Genomic DNA, 19,446 nt, shown 5'->3' with positions numbered 1-19,446 from the left:
AGAGTCAGGACGGCCGTGGGGTCCACCAGCGCGAGTCCGGGTCATGGAGGGCCTGATAGCGCCGCCGTTGCCGGGGGCTGAACGCGACCTCAGGGACCGGTAGCGCGACCTCCTCGACCTGTCCGGATCCTCGCCAGGCCGCCAGCCACGCGTCGAGGTCGCCGTCCGGCGCGGTCCCGAGGTGATGGCTCCACAGCTTCTCCCGGTACACCGTCACACCGTCGGCGAACGAGACCCCGTGTTCGATGTCGGTGTAGAGCGATCGCCTGGCCAGATTGCACGACCCGATGCAGGCCCATTCGTCATCCACCAGCACGGTCTTCGCATGCACGACGACCCCAGTACGACGGAACACGCGCACCCGCCTGCGCTGTCCGTCGTCCAGTCCGGCAAGCAGCCCGTGGTTGACCGACTGGCAGAAGTACTCCGCATGCGGCAACGGCGGGTCGTTCGGGTCGTCCAGCCCGCCGGTCAGCAGGATCACGGTCAGCTCGGGAGTACGCCGTACCGCGTCGCGGACCCAGGTCATCAGCTCGACCGACCACATCAGGGGGTCCTCGAGGTAGATGTAGCGGCGGGCCTGCCCGATCGCGTGGCGCAGTGCGTCGCGGTAGGTGAAGAGTCCGTCGGTTGCCTCGGGCAAAGGCTTCGACCGGACCGGCAGGTACCAGGGGAAGCGGGCCGCGGGCAACGTCCGCAGGTTCTGCACTCGCTGGGCACCGCGCCCTTCGACCGGGACCTCGGTGGCCGGCAGCTCCGGTCCGCCGTTCGCCTCCCACAAGGTGCGGAAATGGTCGTAGAACCCTTGGACAGCAGGGCCCTCCACCTTCGCCACCACGTCGTGCCAGATCTGCCGGCCGCTGTGATCCGGCCGCGACCACCGGCTCAGCTCGAGATCGAGGCCCCCGGTAAACCCGACCGTGTTCTCGCCGTCGGAGACCAGCACCAGCTTGCTGTGCGTCGATCCGGCGACATGACCGATCGTGCTCGGCAGCGCGAGCGCCCCGGCCTCCCGCAACGCCTCGAGCGACCGCATGGTCAGCGTGTTGATCGCCACCGCATACGCCGCACCCCCGCGCGCAGCGACGCTCGGATGCCGCAGGGCGAACGGCGAAACCCACCCCACCGCACGCACATCGGCGCCGGCACGAACTTTCCCCGCCAGCACTCCCAGCAGGGCCGACGACTCGTCGGGCGGATCCACGAACGGCACCGACTCCGGCCACGGATTCAGGCAGTACGGCGGGGCGTCGTACAAGTCCATGTCTCGCCCACCGGCGCGCAACTCGAACCGTCCACGCGCCAGCCCGAGCCACCAGCCGGTCAGGTAGACGAATCCACCCGCTCCGACTCCGTCCAGGACCTCCTGCAGCGCGGCGCCGTACTCGGCTCCGTCGATGAGCGGGGTGACCTGGCAGTCTGCGGAGATCGCGAGCTCAGGCAGAAAGTAGCCACCGCTCGCCATCCCTGCACGATACGGCTAGCTGGCCCAGGCGAGCAGCTTCTGCTGGTCCCAGGTGTTGATGACGCGGTCGGGGGTGACGCCGCAGTCCTCGGCGCGTTCGCAGCCGTAGACCTGCCAGTCGAGCTGGCCCGGCGCGTGCGCATCGGTGTCGATCGAGAAGACGCAGTCCATCTCGGCCGCGAGGGACAGCAGCCGCTTGGGCGGGTCCAGCCGCTCCGGGCGGGAGTTGATCTCGACCGCCGTACCGAACTGGCGACAGGCCTCGAACACCACCTCGGCCTCGAACTCGGACTCCGGGCGCGTCCCCCGGCCGCCGGTGATCAGGCGGCCGGTGCAGTGGCCGAGGATGTCGACGTGCGGGTTCGCGATCGCCCGGACCATCCGTTCGGTCATCGGCCCGGCCGCCATCCGCAGCTTCGAGTGCACGCTGGCGACGACGAGGTCGAGCCGGGCCAGGATCTCGCTGTCGCAGTCGAGCGAGCCGTCCTCGAGGATGTCGACCTCGATGCCGTTCAGGATCACGAACCCGTCGAGCTCGTCGGCCAGCTTCTTGTTCAGCTCGGCGACCACCTCGAGCTGCTGAAGGCGGCGTTCGCGGGACAGTCCGTTGGCGACCTGGAGCCGCGCCGAGTGGTCGGTCAGGGCGATGTACTTGTGCCCCAGGCGATGCGCCGTACGGGCCATCTCCTCGATCGGGCTGCCGCCGTCGGACCACTCCGAGTGCAGGTGCAGGTCGGCCTGCAACGCCTGACGCATCCGCTTGCCGGCCGTGGTCAGCTCACCCGCCGCCTCCTCCAGCTTGACCAGGTACGCCGGAGTGCTGCCGTCCATCGCCTCGACGATGACGGCCTCGGTCTTCGGCCCGATCCCCGGCAGCTCGGTCAGCGTCCCGGCCCGGCGCCGGGCCCGCACCTCGGTCGCCGGCAGCGCCGCGATCGTGTCGGCCGCCCGCCGGTACGCCTTCACCCGGTGGGTCGGCTGCCGGTCGCGCTCCAGGTAGTACCCGATCGCCCGCAGCGCCGCGATCGCATCCGCCACGCCTGCCTTGTCCGTCATCCCCCAATGATGGCAGTGCGGACCCCCAGGCCATCGCAATCCAACGCCCCGGCGCCGCTCAGGCGGCGCGTCACGCGGAAGCTGCAGTTGTGATGGCGTGGCGGTCCGCCGGTTATGGTCGGGGCGTGGCGAAGAAGGGACATCTCGCGCGCGCCGAGCGGCTGCAGGGCGCGACCGGTGCGCTGGCGACCGCCGCGATGGCCGCGATGGACGAGCAGCTGCCCTGGTTCGGCAAGTTGTCGGCGCAGGACCGGTCCTGGATCGGCCTGGTCGCCCAGTCCGGTATCACCGCGTTCGTCGACTGGTTCCGCGACCCCGAGGCGCACTCGTCGATGCCGACCCGGATGTTCGGCTCGGCGCCGCGGGAGTTCACCCGGGTGATCTCGCTGCACCAGACCGTCGAGCTGCTGCGCACCACGATCGAGATGATCGAGAACACCATCGGCGACCTGCTCCCGGCCGAGGACGTGCCGGTGGTCCGCGAGGCGATGCAGCGCTACGCCCGCGAGGTCGCGTTCGCCGCCGCCACCGTCTACGCCCAGGCCGCCGAGATGCGCGGCGCCTGGGACGCCCGGCTCGAAGCCCTCGTCGTCGACTCGGTGATCCGCGGCGAGGCCGACGAGTCGGTCCGCTCCCGCGCCTCCGCTCTCGGCTGGACCGGAGCCGGTACGACGGGATCCTCGGAGGTCACCGTGGTCGTCGGCCGGGCCTTGGAGTCGGAGCCGGGCAGCGCCAACGTCGCCGACCTGGTCCGGCACGCGGCCCGGGAGGCCGGCGCTGACGCTCTGTGCGCGATGCAGGGCGACCGGCTCGTGGTAGTACTCGGTGGTACGAGTAAACCTGTCGAGATCGTACAAAACCTGGCCCAGTGGTTCGGACCCGGCCCGATCGTCGTCGGACCCGTGGTGAAGGACCTGATGGCGGCGGTCACGTCCGCCCGGGCGGCCGTCGCCGGTCTCCGCGCGGCACCGGCCTGGCCGGAGGCCCCACGGCCCGTGCACGCCGACGAGCTGCTCCCGGAGCGATCACTCTCCGGAGACGGCCACGCCCGCCGGCAACTAGCTTCCGACGTCTACGGCCCGCTCACAATAGGCGATGGCGTGCTGCTCGACACAGTGTCGGCATACCTGGACTCGGGTGGTTCCATCGAGGCGACCGCTCGCACGCTGTTCATCCACCCGAATACCGTCCGGTACCGGCTGAAGCGTGTGGGCGAGATCACGGGCTACTCGCCGCTCAGTCCCCGCGACGCTTTCACGTTGCGTGTCGCACTGGCCCTTGGCCGCCTGCTCAACCCGGAGCCCGGAAGCACCATTTTGTAGGATTCCTCCAAAGACGGGCCGGTAGAATTCGTGCTGCATTCCGGCCCACGGACGGCCCGGCTCAGGGAGAGTTGTCACGTGCTCGTCATCGTCGCGCCCGGTCAGGGTGCCCAGACCCCAGGTTTCCTCGAGCCGTGGCTGGCGGATCCCGTGTTCGAGAGCCGGCTGAACTGGCTCTCCGCCGTGGCCGGTCTCGACCTCGCCCACTACGGCACCAAGGCCGACGCGGACACCATCCGGGACACCGCGGTCGCGCAGCCGCTGCTGGTGGCCTCCAGCATGCTGGCCGCGCTCGCCGTCTTCCCGCACCCGTCGGACGCGTTCACCAAGGTGGGCGCTGTCGCCGGGCACAGCGTCGGTGAGATCGCGGCCGCCGCCGGCACCGGCGTGCTCAGCGCCGAGCAGGCGATGGTGCTGGTGCGCGAGCGTGGCAAGGCGATGGCCGCCGCGTCGGCGCTGACCTCCACCTCGATGACCGCCGTCCTCGGCGGCGACCGGGACGAGATCCTGGCCAAGCTCGCCGACCACGGCCTGACCGCCGCGAACGACAACGGCCCCGGCCAGATCGTCGCCGCCGGCACGGTCGAGGAGTTGGCCGCGTTCGCCGAGGACCCGCCGGCCAAGGCCCGGCTCATCCCGCTGTCGGTGGCCGGCGCGTTCCACACCAAGCACATGGAGCCGGCCGTCCAGACGCTGGCGAAGTACGCGACCGCGATCAGCACCCACGACCCGCGGACCCGGCTGATCTCGAACCGCGACGGCCAGGTCGTGCACGACGGCCGCGAGGCGCTGAACCGGCTCGTCACCCAGGTCAACTCCCCTGTCCGCTGGGATCTGTGCATGCAGACCATGGCGGACCTGCAGGTGACCGGCATCCTGGAGCTGCCGCCGGCGGGCACGCTGACCGGGATCGCGAAGCGCGCCCTCAAGGGCGTCGAGACCTTCGCGCTCAAGACGCCGGACCAGCTGGACGACGCCCGCGCATTCGTCGACAAGCACGGCAGCCCGTCCGAGATCGACGCGTCGCCGACCTGGCGGCTGCTGGTCGCCCCGATGAAGGGCACCTTCACCCGCGCCGGGCAGACCCCGCGCGAGGCCGGTGACACGGTCGAGGCCGGCGAGGTGGTCGCGAAGGTGCAGAGCCTGCGCGACGAGCTCGACGTCCAGGCGCCGCACGGCGGCATCGTGGTCGAGTGGCTGGTCGAGGAAGGCGACCCGGTCTCCCCCGGGCAGCCGCTGGTCCGCCTGCACCCCAACGGAGGCAACTGATGAGTGGCACGATCACCCCCGCGACGGGTACGACGTACGCCGGAGTCCTCGGGATCGGGTCGTACCGGCCGCGCCGGGTGGTGCCGAACTCGGAGATCCTGGAGCACATCGACTCCAGTGACGAGTGGATCCAGACCCGTTCCGGGATCAAGGAGCGGCGCTGGGCCAGCGACGACGAGACCGTCCTGATGATGTCGGTGAACGCCGCCAAGGACGCGCTGGTGGACTCCGGGGTCGACCCGGCCCAGATCGGCTGCGTCATCGTCTCCACCGTCACGCACCTGTACCAGACCCCGGCGATCGCGACCCGGATCGCCGTCGAGGTGGGCGCCCCGACCGCGGCCGCGTTCGACGTCTCCGCCGCCTGTGCAGGCTTCTGCTACGGCATCGCGCTGGCCAACGACATGGTCCGCGGCGGCAGCGCCAAGTACGTGCTGGCGATCGGCGTCGAGCGGCTCAGCGACCTCACCGACCGGACCGACCGCAGTACGGCGTTCATCTTCGCCGACGGCGCCGGCGCCGCGGTGGTCGGACCGGCCGAGGAGCCCGGTATCGGCCCGGTGGTGTGGGGCTCCGACGGCACGCAGTACCAGGTCATCAGCCAGAAGGAGTCCTGGCAGGAGGCGGCCGGCAGCTACAACTGGCCGCACCTGCGGATGGACGGCAACCCGGTGTTCCGGTGGGCGTCGTTCGAGATGGCGAAGACCGCGCAGCAGGCGCTGGACGTGGCCGGCGTGAAGGCCGATGACCTCGACCTGTTCGTGCCGCACCAGGCCAACATGCGGATCACCGACGCGATGCGGCGGGCGCTCAAGCTGCCCGAGCACGTCAAGGTGGCCCGTGACATCGAGCGGCAGGGCAACACCTCGGCCGCATCGATCCCGCTCGCGATCACCGCGATGCGCGACAGCGGCGAGGCGAAGAGCGGCGACCTGGCCCTGATCATCGGGTTCGGCGCCGGGCTCGTGTACGCCGCCCAGGTGATCCGGGTCCCGTAGTACCCCCAAAGTTGTCCGGGGCGGCTCAGGTGGCCGGCCCGGTCGTGGCAAGCAAGAGAATCCGAAAGGGAAACCAACAGATGGCCAGCACCGAAGAGATCCGTTCCAGCCTCGCCGAGATCGTGAACGAGATCGCCGGCATCCCGGTCGAGGACGTCCAGCTGGACAAGTCCTTCACCGACGACCTCGACGTCGACTCGCTCTCCATGGTGGAGGTCGTGGTGGCCGCCGAGGAGAAGTTCGACGTGAAGATCCCCGACGACGAGGTGAAGAACCTGAAGACCGTCGGCGACGCGGTCGCGTTCATCGAGCGCGCCCAGAACGGCTGACAAACCCGCACTGTGCTGGCCAATGCTCGCCGGACCTGGTCCGGCGAGCACCAGCAACACACCCCTCGCTGACCGGATCCCCGAACTCTGAAGGATGAGGTAACCATGTCGAAGACCCGAGTCGTGATCACCGGGCTCGGAGCCACGACCCCGCTGGGTGGCGACGTGTCCAGCACCTGGGAAGGGTTGCTGGCCGGACGCTCCGGCGCGCGGCGGCTGACCGACGAGTGGGTGCAGAACCTGGCGGTCCAGATCGCGGCCCCGGCCGCGGTCGAGCCGACCGAGGTGATCGAGCGGGTGAAGGCCCGCCGGCTCGACCGCAACGCGCAGCTCGCGGTCGTGGCGGCCCGCGAGGCCTGGGCCGACGCCGGCCTGGAGGACTCCGGGCTGGACAAGGAGCGCCTGGGCGTCGCCTGCGCCTCCGGCATCGGCGGCCTGCACACCACCCTGGCGAACTACGACGCGCTGAAGAACAACCCGCGCCGGGTGTCGCCGCTGGCGATCCCGATGCTGATGCCGAACTCCTCCGCCGCATACGTCAGCCTCGAGTTCGGCGCCAAGGCCGGTGTGCACACCCCGGTCTCGGCCTGTGCCTCCGGCAACGAGGCGATCGCGCTCGGCCTCGACCAGATCCGGCTCGGCCGTGCGGACGTCGTACTGGCCGGTGGCACCGAAGGCGCGATCATGGCGCTGCCGCTGGCCGCCTTCGGCATGATGCAGGCGCTGAGCAAGCGCAACGACGACCCGGAGAAGGCGTCGCGGCCGTGGGACGTGGACCGGGACGGCTTCCTGCTGGGTGAGGGCGCCGGGATCCTGGTGCTGGAGTCCTACGAGCACGCCAAGGCGCGCGGCGCGAAGATCTACGCCGAGCTGGCCGGCGCCGGCATCTCCGCCGACGGTCACGACATCGCGCAGCCCGACCCGACCGGTTCCGGCGCCCGCCGGGCGATGGAGCGGGCGCTGTCCGAGGGCGACCTGACCCCGGCCGACATCTTCCACATCAACGCGCACGCCACCTCGACCCCGCAGGGCGACATCGCGGAGTCGCTGGCGATCCGGCAGGCGCTCGGCAAGGAGGCCGACCACGCGGTCGCCACCGCGCCGAAGTCGATGATCGGGCACCTGCTCGGCGCGGCCGGCGCGGTCGAGTCGATCGCGACCGTACTCGCGCTGCACCACCGGGTGTCGCCGCCGACCATCAACGTGGACAAGCTCGACGACCAGATCGAGCTGGACGTCGCGACGGAGCAGCGCAAGCTGGCCGACGGGGACATCGCGGCACTGAACAACTCCTTCGGCTTCGGCGGCCACAACGCCGCCATCGCCTTCAAGACGGTGTAATTCCTTCCCCATCCCCGGAGGACGCATGACTGCATTGATGCCACGCCTCCGGCGCGGCGGGTCATGGGGCTGGAACTCCCGGCCTTCCCTCGTCCCTCCAGTCGCTGCGCTCCCTCCGCTCCTCAGTCCAGGCCGGGAGGCCCCATGACCAGCGCTGCCCCACCCAAACCTGCGAAGCTCCCGCGTGAGGACGATCCGCGGAACCCGGTCACCCGGCTGACTCAGCTGCTCGATGAGGGCAGCCTGGAGTTGATCACGCCGGACAACCTGTGCGGGATGCTCGCGGCGCGCGGGACCATCGAGGGCGCGGCGGTCATCGCGTTCTGCTCCGACGCCATCGTGATGGGTGGCGCGATGGGCGACGAGGGCTGCGAGGTCGTGGTCAAGGCCTACGAGGTGGCCCGCCGCGAAGGGCTGCCGATCATCGGGCTGTGGCACTCCGGCGGCGCCCGGCTGGCCGAGGGCGTGCTGAGCCTGCATGCGGTCGGCAAGATCTTCTACGCGATGACGCAGGCCTCGGGGAAGATCCCGCAGATCTCCGTCGTCCTCGGGCCGGCTGCGGGCGGCGCGGCGTACGGTCCGGCGCTGACCGACATCGTGATCCTCGGCCCCGAAGGCCGGATCTTCGTCACCGGTCCGGACGTGGTCCGCTCGGTCACCGGTGAGGACGTCGACATGCTGCGACTCGGCGGACCCGAGCCGCACGGACGGCGGTCCGGGGTCGTCCACATCACCACCGACTCCGAGGCGGCCGCGCTGCACGAGGCGCGCCGGCTCGCGGATCTGCTCGCGAACCAGGGGTCGGTCGCGACCGACGTACCGGACACCGATCTGTCCGGTTTCCTGCCGGAGTCGGCCAAGCGTGCGTACGACGTCCATCCGCTGGTAGGAGGGGTGCTCGACGAGAACACCTCCGTCGAACTGCACCAGCGGTGGGCGCCGAACATCGTCACCACGCTCGGCCGGCTCGGTGGGCGGACCGTCGGCGTGATCGCGAACAACCCGCTCCGGCTGGGTGGTTGCCTCGACGCCCTGTCCGCCGAGAAGGCGTCTCGGTTCGTCCGGATGTGCGACTCCTTCGGGGTCCCGCTCGTCGTGCTGGTCGACGTCCCCGGGTACCTGCCCGGTGTCGGTCAGGAGTGGGACGGCGTCGTACGGCGCGGCGCCAAACTGCTGCACGCCTTCGCGGAGAGCGTCGTACCGCGGGTCACGCTGGTCACCCGAAAGACGTACGGCGGCGCCTACATCGCGATGAACGCGCGCTCGCTCGGGGCGACCCGGGTGTTCGCCTGGCCGCGGGCCGAGGTCGCGGTGATGGGCGCGGTCGCGGCGATCCGGGTGCTGCACCGGCGCAAGCTCGCCGAGGTCGACCCCGGGCTCCGCCCCAAGGTCGAGGCCGAACTGGCCGCCGAGCACGAGAAAATTGCCGGTGGCATCGAACGCGCCCGCGAGATCGGCGTCGTCGACGAGGTCGTCGACCCCGCCAGGACCCGCTCCACCCTGGCCGCCGCGATCGCCACCGCCGACACCGGAACCCGGGGCTCCCACGGCAACATCCCGCTCTGACGTGTCCGATGGCCGGATCTGGCTCGCGACACGACAGTGATGTGGTTGACACGGCGAGGTTACTGGTGTTGGTGGGGGCCGTGGTGCAAGATGTACGAGTAGTCCGCCGGGATCGACGAGCGGGTGTTCGAGAACGCTGGGGAAGGCGCCCCTCGAGCACAGGAGGTCCCGGTGGCGACGACTCGTGGCGTTCTTTACGTCCACACGGTGCCGTCAGCGTTGTGCCCGCATGTCGAGTGGGCCGCGGGCGGCGTACTTGGCGTGCCGGTGAAACTGGACTGGACGCCCCAGCCCGCGGCGCAGGGCACCTATCGCGCCGAGCTGTCGTGGCAGGCCGAGGCCGGGACCGCGGCGAAGCTGGCCTCCGCGCTGCGCGGGTGGCAGAAGCTCCGGTTCGAGGTGACCGAGGAGCCGAGCAACGGGGTCGAAGGTGAGCGGTACTCGTTCACGCCCACGCTCGGCGTCTTCCACGCGACCACCGGCGTGCACGGCGACATCATGGTGCCGGAGGAGCGGCTGAAGGCGGCCATGCTGAAGGCGGCCACCGGCGAGGCGGATCTCGCCGAGGAGGTCGAACGCTTGCTGGGTCGGCCGTGGGACGACGAGCTCGAGCCGTTCCGGTACGCCGGCGACGGCGCGCCGGTGCGCTGGCTGCACCAGGTCGTCTGACCTCTCCTGGCTGAGGGGAACCTGAGAACTTCAGAAGAAAGGCGTGAAAGGTAAGGACTTCCCCGAACTTTTCGCCAAGACTGAGCATCAGACATCTCACCAGGGTGGGAGGGGCCGTGGCCGCTGGGCCACCGGGTGTCGGGACACCCCCGGTTGTCGCAAACAGCGGCCGCACCACGTGAAGGGCGCGAACCTCAGGGTTCGCGCCCTTCGTGCGTGCTAGGTAGAGGACCTGGGGATCAAGCGGGTCGGCAGGATCAGCGGCGTGGGCTGCTCGCCGGAGATCAGATTCAGCAGCATCCGGGCCATCTCGCGGCCCAGTGACTGGATCGGCTGGCGGATCGTGGTGAGCGGCGGCTCGGTGTGGCGGGCGCTGGTGATGTCGTTGAAGCCAACGATCGCTACATCACCCGGGACCGCCTTGCCGGCATCCTTCAGCACTCGCAGGGCGCCGATCGCCATCTGGTCGGAGGCGATGAAGACCGCGTCCAGGTCGGGGTGCTCGGCCAGCAACTCCTCCATCGCGCGGCTGCCGCCGTCCTCGCTGAAATCGCCGTGCACCACCCGGTGTGACGCCAGACCGGCGACCGCGAGCGCCTCTTGGTAGCCCTTGTACCGCGCGGTGCCCGCGCCCTCGTCCATCCGGCCGGTGATGGTCGCGATCCGCCTCCGCCCGGCCGCGACCAGGTGCTCGGTCGCCAGTCGCGCACCACCCCGGTTGTCCGCGTCCACGTAGTACCGCGGCTCGAAGTTGACCGGGCATCCCCCGAAGACGACCGGTACGTCGGCTTTGTCGGCCAGCGCGGCCAGCGGGTCGTCGCCATGCATCGACATCAGCATCACGCCGTCCGCCTGCCGGGTCCGCAGCAGCTGCTCGAGCCTGGTCTGCCCGCGGGTCGACGTCGCCAGCAGCAGCATCAGCTCGAGCTCGGTCTCCTCCAGCACCGAGTTGACCCCGACCACCACCTCGGCGAAGAACGGGTCGGCGAACACCTGCGGGTTGTCGCTCGAGATCGCGAGGACGACGGCGCCGACCTGCTGGGTGGCGAGCGCCCGGGCGGTGGCGTTCGGCACGTACCCGAGGTCCACGACGGCCCGCTGGACGGCCTCGCGCTTGGCCCTGCTGACGTGCGGCGCGTTGTTGATCACCCGGGACGCCGCCGATCGGGACACGCCGGCCCGCTCGGCGACTTCGTCGAGCGTCACTTGCCGTTTGGAGAGGTCGGTCACCGGCTGGTCCTTAACGTTTGAGTGGGTAGAGGGTAGATCATCACGACCGGACGGCGCCGTCCATGATGCCGCTGATCAGCTGACGGCCGAACAGGACGAACACCACCAGCAGCGGAACGGTCGCGATCAGCGTGCCGGTGAACATCAGCGTGTAGTCGGTGTAGTACTGCGTCGCGAGCTGGCTGAGCGAGAACTGCACGGTCGGGTGCCACCCGGTGGGATCCCGGACTACGGCTCACCGGTGCGCGCCAACCAGGGCGGCTACCTCACCAGCGGGCCGAAGCGGGCGACGTACGTGACCAAGGCAACGATCGCTCTCGACTGGCGGCTGGTCGATGCGGGCGACCGGATCGTTGCCACCGGCAAGACCACGCCGTACGGCGCCGACGCGGCCTCGGGCGACGAGGTCCAGCTGATCGACTTCGGCCGCTTCCGCCACACGGGCAGTGGCTTCCGGCTCGCGGTCGGCGACGACGTAAGCGAGCCGTTCGACATCGGCGACGGAATCCACACGACACTCCGCCGGGACGCGCTCGAGTACTTCTACAACAACCGCAGCGGCATCGAGATCAAGGCCGAGTACGTCGGTGAGCAGTACTCGCGAGCCGCCGGACACATCGGGATCGCACCGAACAAGGGCGACAAGTCAGTCCCCTGCTTCCCCGGCACCTGCGACTACAGCCTCGACGTGAGCGGCGGTTGGTACGACGCCGGCGACCACGGCAAGTACGTCGTCAACGGCGCCCTCGCGGCGTGGCAACTGCTGGACCTGTACGAACAGTCCGGCACGACCGCGCTCCGGATTGCCGAGGCTCGCAACGGGATTCCCGACGTCCTGGACGAAGCGGCCGCCGACCCGCAGCAGCGGTACCTGTACCCGCCGTCGACCGCGGCGACCCTCAACCTGGCCGCCGTCGGCTCCCGGTGCGCCCGCATCTACGCCCGCTGGGATCGCCAACTGGCCAAGCGCTGCCTGACCGCAGCCGAGACGGCCTGGAACGCCGCCCGCCAGCACCCCGCGCTCTACGCCCCACCCGGTGGCGAAGGTGGCGGCGCGTACGACGACACCAAGGTGGCGGACGAGTTCTCCTGGGCCGCCGCCGAGCTGTTCGGCGCGACCGGCAAGGCGTCGTACAAGCGTTTCATCACGACCGGGCTCGAGGCCGCGGACGGGTTCTCGTGGCAGGAGACCGCTGGACTCGCCGACCTCGCGATCGCCGCCGACCTGACCGGGCGTACGGCGTACCGCTCGGCGGCCCTGGAGTCACTCGACTACCTGCTCGGCCGGAACCCGGTCGGCACGTCGTACGTCACCGGCTACGGCGAGCGATCGAGCCACAACCAGCACCACCGCTCCTGGGCGCACTCGCTGAACCCGGCGCTCCCGTCGCCGTACGCGGGCTCGCTGGCCGGCGGACCGAACTCCGGCCTCCAGGATCCCGTTGCCCAACGCAACCTCCAGGGCTGCGCCCCGGCCAAGTGCTACGTCGACGAGATCGGCTCCTACTCCACCAACGAGCGCCCTGAACTGGAACTCCGCCCTCGCCTGGCTCACCGCCTACGCCGACACCCGGGTCAGGAACCGACCCGCCGGTAATAGGCCGGCGCGTTGACCTCGAAGAAACACCGCAGAAGTCGGCGAGAAAGCGATCATCACACCCAACGACCGTTTCACGAATCACCGGACACAAAACACTTTCCAATTCACCGATGTGACGGCAACCGACACCCGAGACACCCGCCGCCACCAGTAGGTGACCGACCGCCATCAGGCCATGCCTGGCAGGCGAAACGCCCCATCCCCGCAGTGCGGGACGAACCCACAGCTGCCGGTTTCCGGTGATTAACCGGTTCGGCCCGCACCGCTACATCTCTTACGCGACGGTAATGTCACCACCCGAGTTACGCCGCGATTTTCTGGGGCTATTCGAGGCGGAGATCCATCACGATCTGTTCGCCACTTGCTGACACTACGAGAACACCCGGTCTAGTTATTGCACACCACTACCCCCGAGCGTATGTTGCGAGCAAGAGTTCTCGGCATCGCCGACAGCTCTGGGGGAGCAGCAGATACCGGGTGGGGCCGTCAGTTTGCGCGAAGTTCGTCGTGTCCACGTCCGGGTCTGGGCAGCGCTGCCGGGACGGCTCCCGGTTCCAGGGGGGAACCGGAGTTCCATCTCCGGGGAATGGACGTGCGCGTATCAGATCGTCCGAGAGCACGCGGGCCGCCACCGCACGGTGGTAGCACGTTGACCTGACACGTCTCCGCGTGGAGACCAAACGCTTAGTCCATTTCAGCATCTGCGCTGCGCCTCGCCGCGCAGCGCTGGGAGAAGAAATGAAGCGATCAGTCGTACTCATGCTGGCAGCAGTGCTCGCGATCTTCGGGCTGACGGCAACACCAGCCTTCGCCCAGAGCGGACACTTCGTCGGTACGCCGACCTGCACCGACACCGGCTTGACGGTCGAGTGCTCGGGTAAGGTCGCCGGCCTCGGCGGCACCACCTTCGAAATCACGGTCGACGCCACCGGCATCGCCACCGTCGAGTGCACCAACCCGGGCGGCAACGTCGCTCCGGGCCAGGACACCGCAGTCGACGTTTCCGGATCCAGTGGCCCACTGGCGACGCCTCGCAACGGCCAGTTCAGGTTCAGTCTCGAGAGCGAGAGTCCGGACCCGTTGCCTCCGACGCCTACCTGCCCGAACGACCAATGGACACCTACGATCATTGACGTGACCTTCGGGGACGGCACTCTCACGCTGCTCGAAGACGGCGCAGTCTCCGACACCATCACGGTACCGGTCACCTGACCCGCCGACGGGAGGACCGCTCGAGAGGTCTTCCCGGCAGAGCATCCTCCGGCCACCCAGGCAGTCCCAGCGTGGGTGGCCGGTCAAGTGCTACGGGAAGCGGGAGGCCAGCGCGATGCAGGCGCCGGCGGCGGCCAGGGTGAAGATCATCGCGATGCCGGCGAAGCGGGCGGTGACTTCCTTGTCCACCTCGTCGTACCCGACCGAGGAGCCGATGTCCTTGTAGACGTCCTCGAGCTCACCGGCCGACTCGGCCGTGTACGCCTCGCCGCCGCTGATCTCGGCGACGCTGCGCAGCTCGGCGCGGTCCGGTGGCACCCGCTGCCGGATGCCGTCCATCTCGATGAAGCCGGAGTCGGTGCCGAAGCAGATGGTGTAGACCGGCGTGTTCTTCGCCTTCGCGGCCTGCGCGCCTTCCTGGGCGGTCCGCCCGACCGTGCGCTTGCCGTCCGACAGCAGCACGACGCGCGCCGGAGCCGGGTCGTTCGGGTGGTCCGGGTCCGGCGGGACCTGGGTGAGCGCCTGCAGCGAGGTGAAGATGCCCTCGCCGGTGGCGGTCGACTCGGCCAGCTCCAGCCCGTCCACGGAGCGCAGCACGGTGGCCCGGTCGGTGGTCGGCGGCACGATGATCGACGCCGTACCGGCGAAGTTGACCAGGGCCACGTTGAACTTGCCCGGCAGTTGGTTGATGAAGTTCTTCGCCGACTTCTTCGCCGCCTCCAGCCGGTTCGGCTCGATGTCGGTGGCCATCATCGACAGCGACACGTCGATCGCGACCACGATGGTGGCCCGCTCGCGCGGCACCTTCACCTCGTCCTTGGGCTGCGCGAACGCCACGATGCAGGAGAGCGCCGCCAGCAGCGCGAGCACGACGGCCAGGTGCCGGCGCCACTGCGGACGCCGCGGCGCGACCCGGTCGAGCAGCGCGATGTTGGTGAACCGCAGCGCGTACTGCGCCCGGCGGTGCTGCAGGAAGATGTAGCCGGCGACGACGACCGGGATGATCAGCAGGAACCACAGCCGCCCGGGAGACAGGAACTCCATCAGCGAGACACTCCCTTCGGCGGTTGGTGCAGGCGCGGCGCCACCCGCCGGTAGGCGAGCACGAATCGCACAGTGTCGGCGACCCAGTCCCGATCGGTCCTGAGAACCAAGTGCCCCGCACCTACCCTACGCAAAGCGGTCCTGGTTCGTTCCCGTTGCGCCAGCGCGGCGGTCGCGAACGCCTCGCGGACCTTGCGCCGCCGAGTGTCGATTTCGCGCACCGCACCGGTCTCGGGGTCGCCGACCAGCACGACGCCGATGTTCGGCATCTCCAGCTCGCGCGGGTCCACGATCTCGACCGCGAGCACCTGGTGCTGCGCGGTGAGCTTGCGCATCGCGCGCTCCCAGGACGGCTCCATCCGGGCGTCGATCTCGCTGTCCTCCGGCGTCAGGAAGTCGGACACGATCACCCGGAGTCCACGCTTGCGCTGGGTGCGGGCCATCGACTCCAGCGCCGCTGTCAAGTCGCTGCGGTGCGCCTCCTGGTCGCCGTTCACCTGCTCGGCCAGCAGCGCCCGAAGCAGCCCGTACAGGGCCAGTCGCCCAGACCGCGCCGGCCACCGGCGCAGCGCCGAGTCACGCAACATCAGCCCGCCGAAGCGGTCACCCAGACGGTGCGTGAGGAACCCGACCGTCGCCACGGCTGCGACCGCCAGCTCGCGCTTCTCGAGTTGCGACGTACCGAAGTCCATCGAGGCCGACAGGTCGACCAGGGCCCACGTCTCCAGCTCACGGTCCGCGATCAGGTCCCGCACGTGCGGAACCGTCGTCCGCGCGGTCACCGCCCAGTCCATCCGCCGTACGTCGTCGCCGACCTGGTACTCACGCGCTTCGGCCAGCTCGGTGCCGGGACCGGGCAGCAGCCCCAGGTGCTCACCGTGCAGATACCCTTCAAGGCGCCGTACGACGGTCAGCTCGAGCCGCCGCAGTGCGCGCTCGGGAGCGAGCTGCGAGATCGTCATCGCAGCCCGCGGGTCCGGTCGGTTGGGCACTACACAAACTCCGGGCGGCCGGAGCCGTCGGTGCCGTCGCGCCAGACCGGCTGCGGCGGCGGGACGGTGGCGAGGATCCGCTCGATCACGGCGCGCGGGTCGATGTTGTCGGCCACCGCGTCGAAGGTCAGGCCGAGGCGGTGACCCATCACGTCCAGCGCGACGGTCTGGATGTCACTCGGCAGCAGGTAGTCGCGGCCGTGGATCAGCGCCAGCGCCCGGCCGGCCGAGATCAGGCCGAGGGTCGCCCGCGGGCTGACGCCGAGCTCGATGATCGGCTCCAGGTCGGGCAGGTGGAAGTCGGACGGCGTCCGGGTCGCCATCACCAGGCGGACCGCGTACTCCGCGACCAGGTTGTGCACGAAGACCTGCTCGGCCGACCGCTGCAGCTCCAGGATCGTCTCGGGCTTCAGCACCTGCCGCGGCTCCGGCGGGTCCACGCTCATCCGGCGCAGGATCTCGAACTCCTCGTGCCCGCGCGGGTGCGGCACGTCGATCTTGACCAGGAACCGGTCCCGCTGCGCCTCCGGCAGCGGGTAGACGCCCTCGGACTCGATCGGGTTCTGGGTGGCGATCACGATGAACGGCTTCGGCATCGGGAAGGTCTGGCCGCCGATCGACACCTGCCGCTCGGCCATCAGCTCCAGCATCGCCGACTGCACCTTGGCCGGGGCCCGGTTCACCTCGTCGGCGAGGACGAAGTTCACGAACGTCGGGCCGAGCTCGATGTCGAACGTCTCCCGGGTCTGCCGGTAGATCCGGGTGCCGACGATGTCGGACGGGACCAGGTCGGGGGTGAACTGGATCCGGGCGAAGGTGCCGCCGACCACCGAGGCGAAGGTCCGCACCGCGAGCGTCTTGGCGACACCGGGGACACCCTCGAGCAGGCAGTGACCCTTCGCGAGCAGTGAGACCATCAGCGTCTCGACCATGTGCTCCTGGCCGACGATCACCCGCTTGACCTCGCTGATCGCCTCGCCGATCAGCCGGGACTGCTGGGCCACCGATCCAGCCGGCACAGTGGTTTCGGTCATGCCTGTCCTTCCGGGGTCCGCCTCGGACCTTGTCAACGCCGCGCCGTCGCCCGGCGCACTCACAACACCGGCCATTCCATCAGATCCCCGGGTCCCCCGGGCGCTGGGCCCACCAGGTCCATCCCTATCCTCCCCGCCCACTCAAGTCGGTACCCGCCGAGCGGCCTGTCGTCACGCCGGGTGAGCACGGCGGTCAGCGGGGCCGTCCGTCCGGAATCCGGGTGTGGCGACAGTGCTACCAGGGATGTGGTGGGATTGGGGGTGATGACTGCGACCGAATCCCCCACCGAGGTGCGGCCGGCGGATGCGCCGGAGCAGGCACCTGCCCGGGCGATTCCGGACGCGCTGCCGCTGCTGCCGGAGGACCCGCCCCGGGTGGGCGCGTTCTGGCTGCGCGGGCGGCTCGGGGCGAACGCAGCGGGTTACCTGTACGCCGCCAGCGACGAGACCGGCGTGGACGCGGTCGTGGCGATGATGACCGAGGGCTCGGCCGACGACGCCGCGGCCCGGGACCGGTTCGTCACCGCGGTCGACGACCTGCCGGGCGAGGCCGTCCTGGCGCACAACGACAGTGACGACGACGACCTGGCGCTGTGGGTCGCGATCGGGCCGATCCGGGTGGCCGACGGGTCCAGCGCGGCCTCGGACGAGCGGCTGATCGCCGAGCGACGCGGTGAGGAAGTGCTGTCCGCCGTACTGATGGACCGGATCCCGCACCTCGGGCCGTTCCGGGGACCCGACTTCCTGCACTACTGGGAAGGCCGCCGGCGTCCGGGCCTTTTCCGGATCTGGCCATTGCCGTGGCCGAGCGCGTTGCGGGCGGCGTCGCGGTGGGCGCTCATCCTGTCCCTGATCGCGATGGCGGTCGTGATGGCGCTGGCCGTCCTGCTGGCCTGGCTGCTGTTCCGGAACGCCGAGCCGCTCGAGCCGGAGCCGGTCATCCCGACCCCGACCAACACGTCGACGGTCACAGTCACCCCGACCACGCCGCCGCCGGCGCCGACCACCGGGCCGACGCCGACCACCGGTCCCAGCCCGACGCCGGGGAGCCCGACCAGCGGCATCCCGACGACGCTGCCCAGCACGAGCGGCAGCCCCGGCACCGGCGACCCGGGCGACAGGTTCTAGCTCGTCGACTCCCGGGTGCGGGTCAGGCTCAGCAGGCCGATCAGGCTGATCACGGCCCAGGTGCCTTCCAGCAGCAGGAAGCCCCAGGACGACTCGACGGCGGCGATCACCGCGAGGACGGCGGAGCCGACCAGGTTCAGCAGTTGGTACGACGTGGTGCGCTGCCGCAACCATCCGGCCTGGGCAGCCGCGAAGGCGGTCAGGATTGTCAGCGCACCGGCGATCTCGACGATGTCAATGGCATGCATCGGAATACCCCCTCCCGGGGGCGGGCGCCGTCTTGTCGTGGACCGGGTACGACGCCACTCGTCCGGGGAGCCGCAGATCGCGGCTCCTCCAGGTCAGGATATCAATCGCACCAAGTCGGGATCGCGCCACAGGGTGGCCGGCACGGGCCGCCGGACGAGGGCTGCGTCGGCGCGGATCTCGGCCGCGCTGGCCGCCGCGATGAGTACCGACGTGACGGCGGAATGCCTGGTGGGATAGGCGAGTGCGGCCTGTGGCAGCGAGACGCCGTACCGTTCGCAGACCGCGGAGATGCGGCGCGCGCGGATCGTTGCCGGGTCACTCGACTGCTCGGTCTGCAGGATCTGCGGCGTGAGGATGCCGGACACGATCACCGACACCCGGCGCGCGAGGCAACGATCGATCAGCGGCCGCGCGGACTGGTCGAGCAGGGAGTACTGCCCGGCCAGCAGGACCGCGTCCAGCTCGACGTCGCGAACGATCTCGTCGAGCTGTCGCCAGTCGCCCGACGCGACACCGATCGCCTTGATCACGCCGTCGCGGCGCAACTCGTCCAGCTCCGGGTACGTCGTCCCGACCGTGGCCAGATCCTGGATGAACGCCAGGTCGACCGCGAGCCCGAGTCGCTCCATGCTCGCCTTCACCGACTCCCGGGCGTCGCCGACCACCTTCGTCGAGACCAGGAACTGGCCACGGGGACGGCGCTGCAACGCCGTACCGAGTCGCTGCTCGGCGACGCCGTACGCCGGTGAGGTGTCGAAGAACCGGATGCCGGCCTGGTACGCCGCGTCGATGGTGGCGACCGCCTTCGCGTCCCCGTCCGGGCCCAGCGGCTCGCCGAGTCGCGAACCACCGAGCCCGAACCGGGGTGGCCGGAACTTGCTCATCGCAAGAGGCGTGAGAGCGTGACTGGGAGCAGCCATCGCACCGTCACCTCCCTCCACG

Annotated in this window: 19 protein-coding genes and 1 riboswitch; of the genes, 10 read left to right on the top strand and 9 right to left on the bottom strand. The window is 70.0% G+C overall.

The features are described from left to right. Positions 1–4: 4 nt before the first annotated feature. On the bottom strand, positions 5–1,465 hold the full coding sequence (locus ACIBGM_RS42350) for a phospholipase D-like domain-containing protein (protein WP_396388768.1): 1,461 nt from the start codon (positions 1,463–1,465) through the stop codon (positions 5–7). Between the two features lie 15 nt (positions 1,466–1,480). After that, positions 1,481–2,521 (bottom strand): PHP domain-containing protein, encoded by a 1,041-nt coding sequence (locus ACIBGM_RS42345; RefSeq protein WP_396388767.1) that lies wholly within the window; start codon positions 2,519–2,521, stop codon positions 1,481–1,483. 92 nt (positions 2,522–2,613) lie between these two features. On the opposite strand from ACIBGM_RS42345, the gene ACIBGM_RS42340 reads away from it, so the two are divergent. The 7 genes from ACIBGM_RS42340 (at position 2,614) to ACIBGM_RS42310 (ending at position 10,015) form a co-directional block, all read left to right on the top strand. After that, entirely contained in the window at positions 2,614–3,843 is a 1,230-nt protein-coding gene (locus tag ACIBGM_RS42340; protein WP_396388766.1) for a PucR family transcriptional regulator, read from the top strand. Positions 3,844–3,921: 78 nt separating this feature from the next. After that, on the top strand, positions 3,922–5,112 hold the full coding sequence (locus tag ACIBGM_RS42335; protein ID WP_396388765.1) for an acyltransferase domain-containing protein: 1,191 nt from the start codon (positions 3,922–3,924) through the stop codon (positions 5,110–5,112). After that, positions 5,112–6,110: a beta-ketoacyl-ACP synthase III gene (locus ACIBGM_RS42330; RefSeq protein ID WP_396388764.1), complete on the top strand. Its 999-nt coding sequence runs from the start codon at positions 5,112–5,114 to the stop codon at positions 6,108–6,110. Before ACIBGM_RS42335 ends, ACIBGM_RS42330 begins: the two co-directional genes overlap by 1 nt. An 80-nt stretch (positions 6,111–6,190) precedes the next feature. After that, the gene (locus tag ACIBGM_RS42325; RefSeq protein WP_130380551.1) at positions 6,191–6,439 is read left to right on the top strand and encodes an acyl carrier protein; all 249 of its coding nucleotides are present in this window, start codon (positions 6,191–6,193) and stop codon (positions 6,437–6,439) included. Between the two features lie 105 nt (positions 6,440–6,544). Continuing rightward, positions 6,545–7,780, top strand: coding sequence for a beta-ketoacyl-ACP synthase II (gene fabF / locus ACIBGM_RS42320; protein ID WP_360520834.1), 1,236 nt, complete (start codon positions 6,545–6,547; stop codon positions 7,778–7,780). Positions 7,781–7,924: 144 nt separating this feature from the next. Further along, on the top strand, positions 7,925–9,346 hold the full coding sequence (locus tag ACIBGM_RS42315) for an acyl-CoA carboxylase subunit beta (RefSeq protein WP_396388763.1): 1,422 nt from the start codon (positions 7,925–7,927) through the stop codon (positions 9,344–9,346). A gap of 171 nt (positions 9,347–9,517) precedes the next feature. Further along, positions 9,518–10,015, top strand: coding sequence for a DUF3145 domain-containing protein (locus tag ACIBGM_RS42310; protein ID WP_360520828.1), 498 nt, complete (start codon positions 9,518–9,520; stop codon positions 10,013–10,015). A gap of 219 nt (positions 10,016–10,234) precedes the next feature. On the opposite strand, the gene ACIBGM_RS42305 is transcribed toward ACIBGM_RS42310, so the two are convergent. After that, entirely contained in the window at positions 10,235–11,245 is a 1,011-nt protein-coding gene (locus tag ACIBGM_RS42305) for a LacI family DNA-binding transcriptional regulator (RefSeq protein WP_360520825.1), read from the bottom strand. A gap of 40 nt (positions 11,246–11,285) precedes the next feature. Next, positions 11,286–11,444: a hypothetical protein gene (locus ACIBGM_RS42300; RefSeq protein ID WP_360520822.1), complete on the bottom strand. Its 159-nt coding sequence runs from the start codon at positions 11,442–11,444 to the stop codon at positions 11,286–11,288. Between the two features lie 6 nt (positions 11,445–11,450). Here ACIBGM_RS42300 and ACIBGM_RS42295 point away from each other — a divergent pair, with 6 nt between their 5' ends. Together ACIBGM_RS42295 and ACIBGM_RS42290 are read left to right on the top strand one after the other, a co-directional pair. Beyond that, positions 11,451–12,842: a glycoside hydrolase family 9 protein gene (locus tag ACIBGM_RS42295; protein WP_396388762.1), complete on the top strand. Its 1,392-nt coding sequence runs from the start codon at positions 11,451–11,453 to the stop codon at positions 12,840–12,842. A 741-nt stretch (positions 12,843–13,583) separates the two neighbouring features. After that, the gene (locus tag ACIBGM_RS42290; protein WP_396388761.1) at positions 13,584–14,057 is read left to right on the top strand and encodes a hypothetical protein; all 474 of its coding nucleotides are present in this window, start codon (positions 13,584–13,586) and stop codon (positions 14,055–14,057) included. A 90-nt stretch (positions 14,058–14,147) separates the two neighbouring features. On the opposite strand, the gene ACIBGM_RS42285 is transcribed toward ACIBGM_RS42290, so the two are convergent. The 3 genes from ACIBGM_RS42285 to ACIBGM_RS42275 are packed head-to-tail and all read right to left on the bottom strand — an operon-like array spanning position 14,148 to position 17,127. Next, positions 14,148–15,101, bottom strand: a complete 954-nt coding sequence (locus ACIBGM_RS42285; protein WP_360520813.1) for a VWA domain-containing protein — start codon at positions 15,099–15,101, stop codon at positions 14,148–14,150. Further along, complete coding sequence (locus ACIBGM_RS42280) at positions 15,101–16,063, bottom strand: DUF58 domain-containing protein (protein WP_360521105.1); 963 nt, start codon at positions 16,061–16,063, stop codon at positions 15,101–15,103. Before ACIBGM_RS42280 ends, ACIBGM_RS42285 begins: the two co-directional genes overlap by 1 nt. Positions 16,064–16,092: 29 nt before the next feature. Further along, on the bottom strand, positions 16,093–17,127 hold the full coding sequence (locus ACIBGM_RS42275; protein WP_360520810.1) for a MoxR family ATPase: 1,035 nt from the start codon (positions 17,125–17,127) through the stop codon (positions 16,093–16,095). A gap of 264 nt (positions 17,128–17,391) precedes the next feature. Here ACIBGM_RS42275 and ACIBGM_RS42270 point away from each other — a divergent pair, with 264 nt between their 5' ends. Next, positions 17,392–18,255 (top strand): hypothetical protein, encoded by an 864-nt coding sequence (locus tag ACIBGM_RS42270; RefSeq protein ID WP_396388760.1) that lies wholly within the window; start codon positions 17,392–17,394, stop codon positions 18,253–18,255. Here ACIBGM_RS42270 and ACIBGM_RS42265 read toward each other — a convergent pair. Both ACIBGM_RS42265 and ACIBGM_RS42260 read right to left on the bottom strand, forming a co-directional pair. After that, positions 18,252–18,503, bottom strand: coding sequence for a hypothetical protein (locus ACIBGM_RS42265; RefSeq protein WP_360520804.1), 252 nt, complete (start codon positions 18,501–18,503; stop codon positions 18,252–18,254). The two genes, ACIBGM_RS42270 and ACIBGM_RS42265, sit on opposite strands and share 4 nt — an antisense overlap. 21 nt (positions 18,504–18,524) lie before the next feature. Beyond that, positions 18,525–18,592: riboswitch (guanidine-III (ykkC-III) riboswitch) on the bottom strand. A gap of 4 nt (positions 18,593–18,596) precedes the next feature. Beyond that, positions 18,597–19,388 carry an aldo/keto reductase gene (locus tag ACIBGM_RS42260; RefSeq protein WP_360520801.1) on the bottom strand — a complete coding sequence of 264 codons (792 nt, stop codon included), beginning with the start codon at positions 19,386–19,388 and terminating at the stop codon, positions 18,597–18,599. Between the last annotated feature and the right edge of the window lie 58 nt (positions 19,389–19,446).

This window comes from Kribbella sp. NPDC050470 (assembly GCF_044458365.1).
Classification (GTDB): domain Bacteria; phylum Actinomycetota; class Actinomycetes; order Propionibacteriales; family Kribbellaceae; genus Kribbella.
The sequence above is the reverse complement of the archived record's forward strand: the minus strand, read 5'-3'. Positions and strand labels throughout refer to the sequence as shown.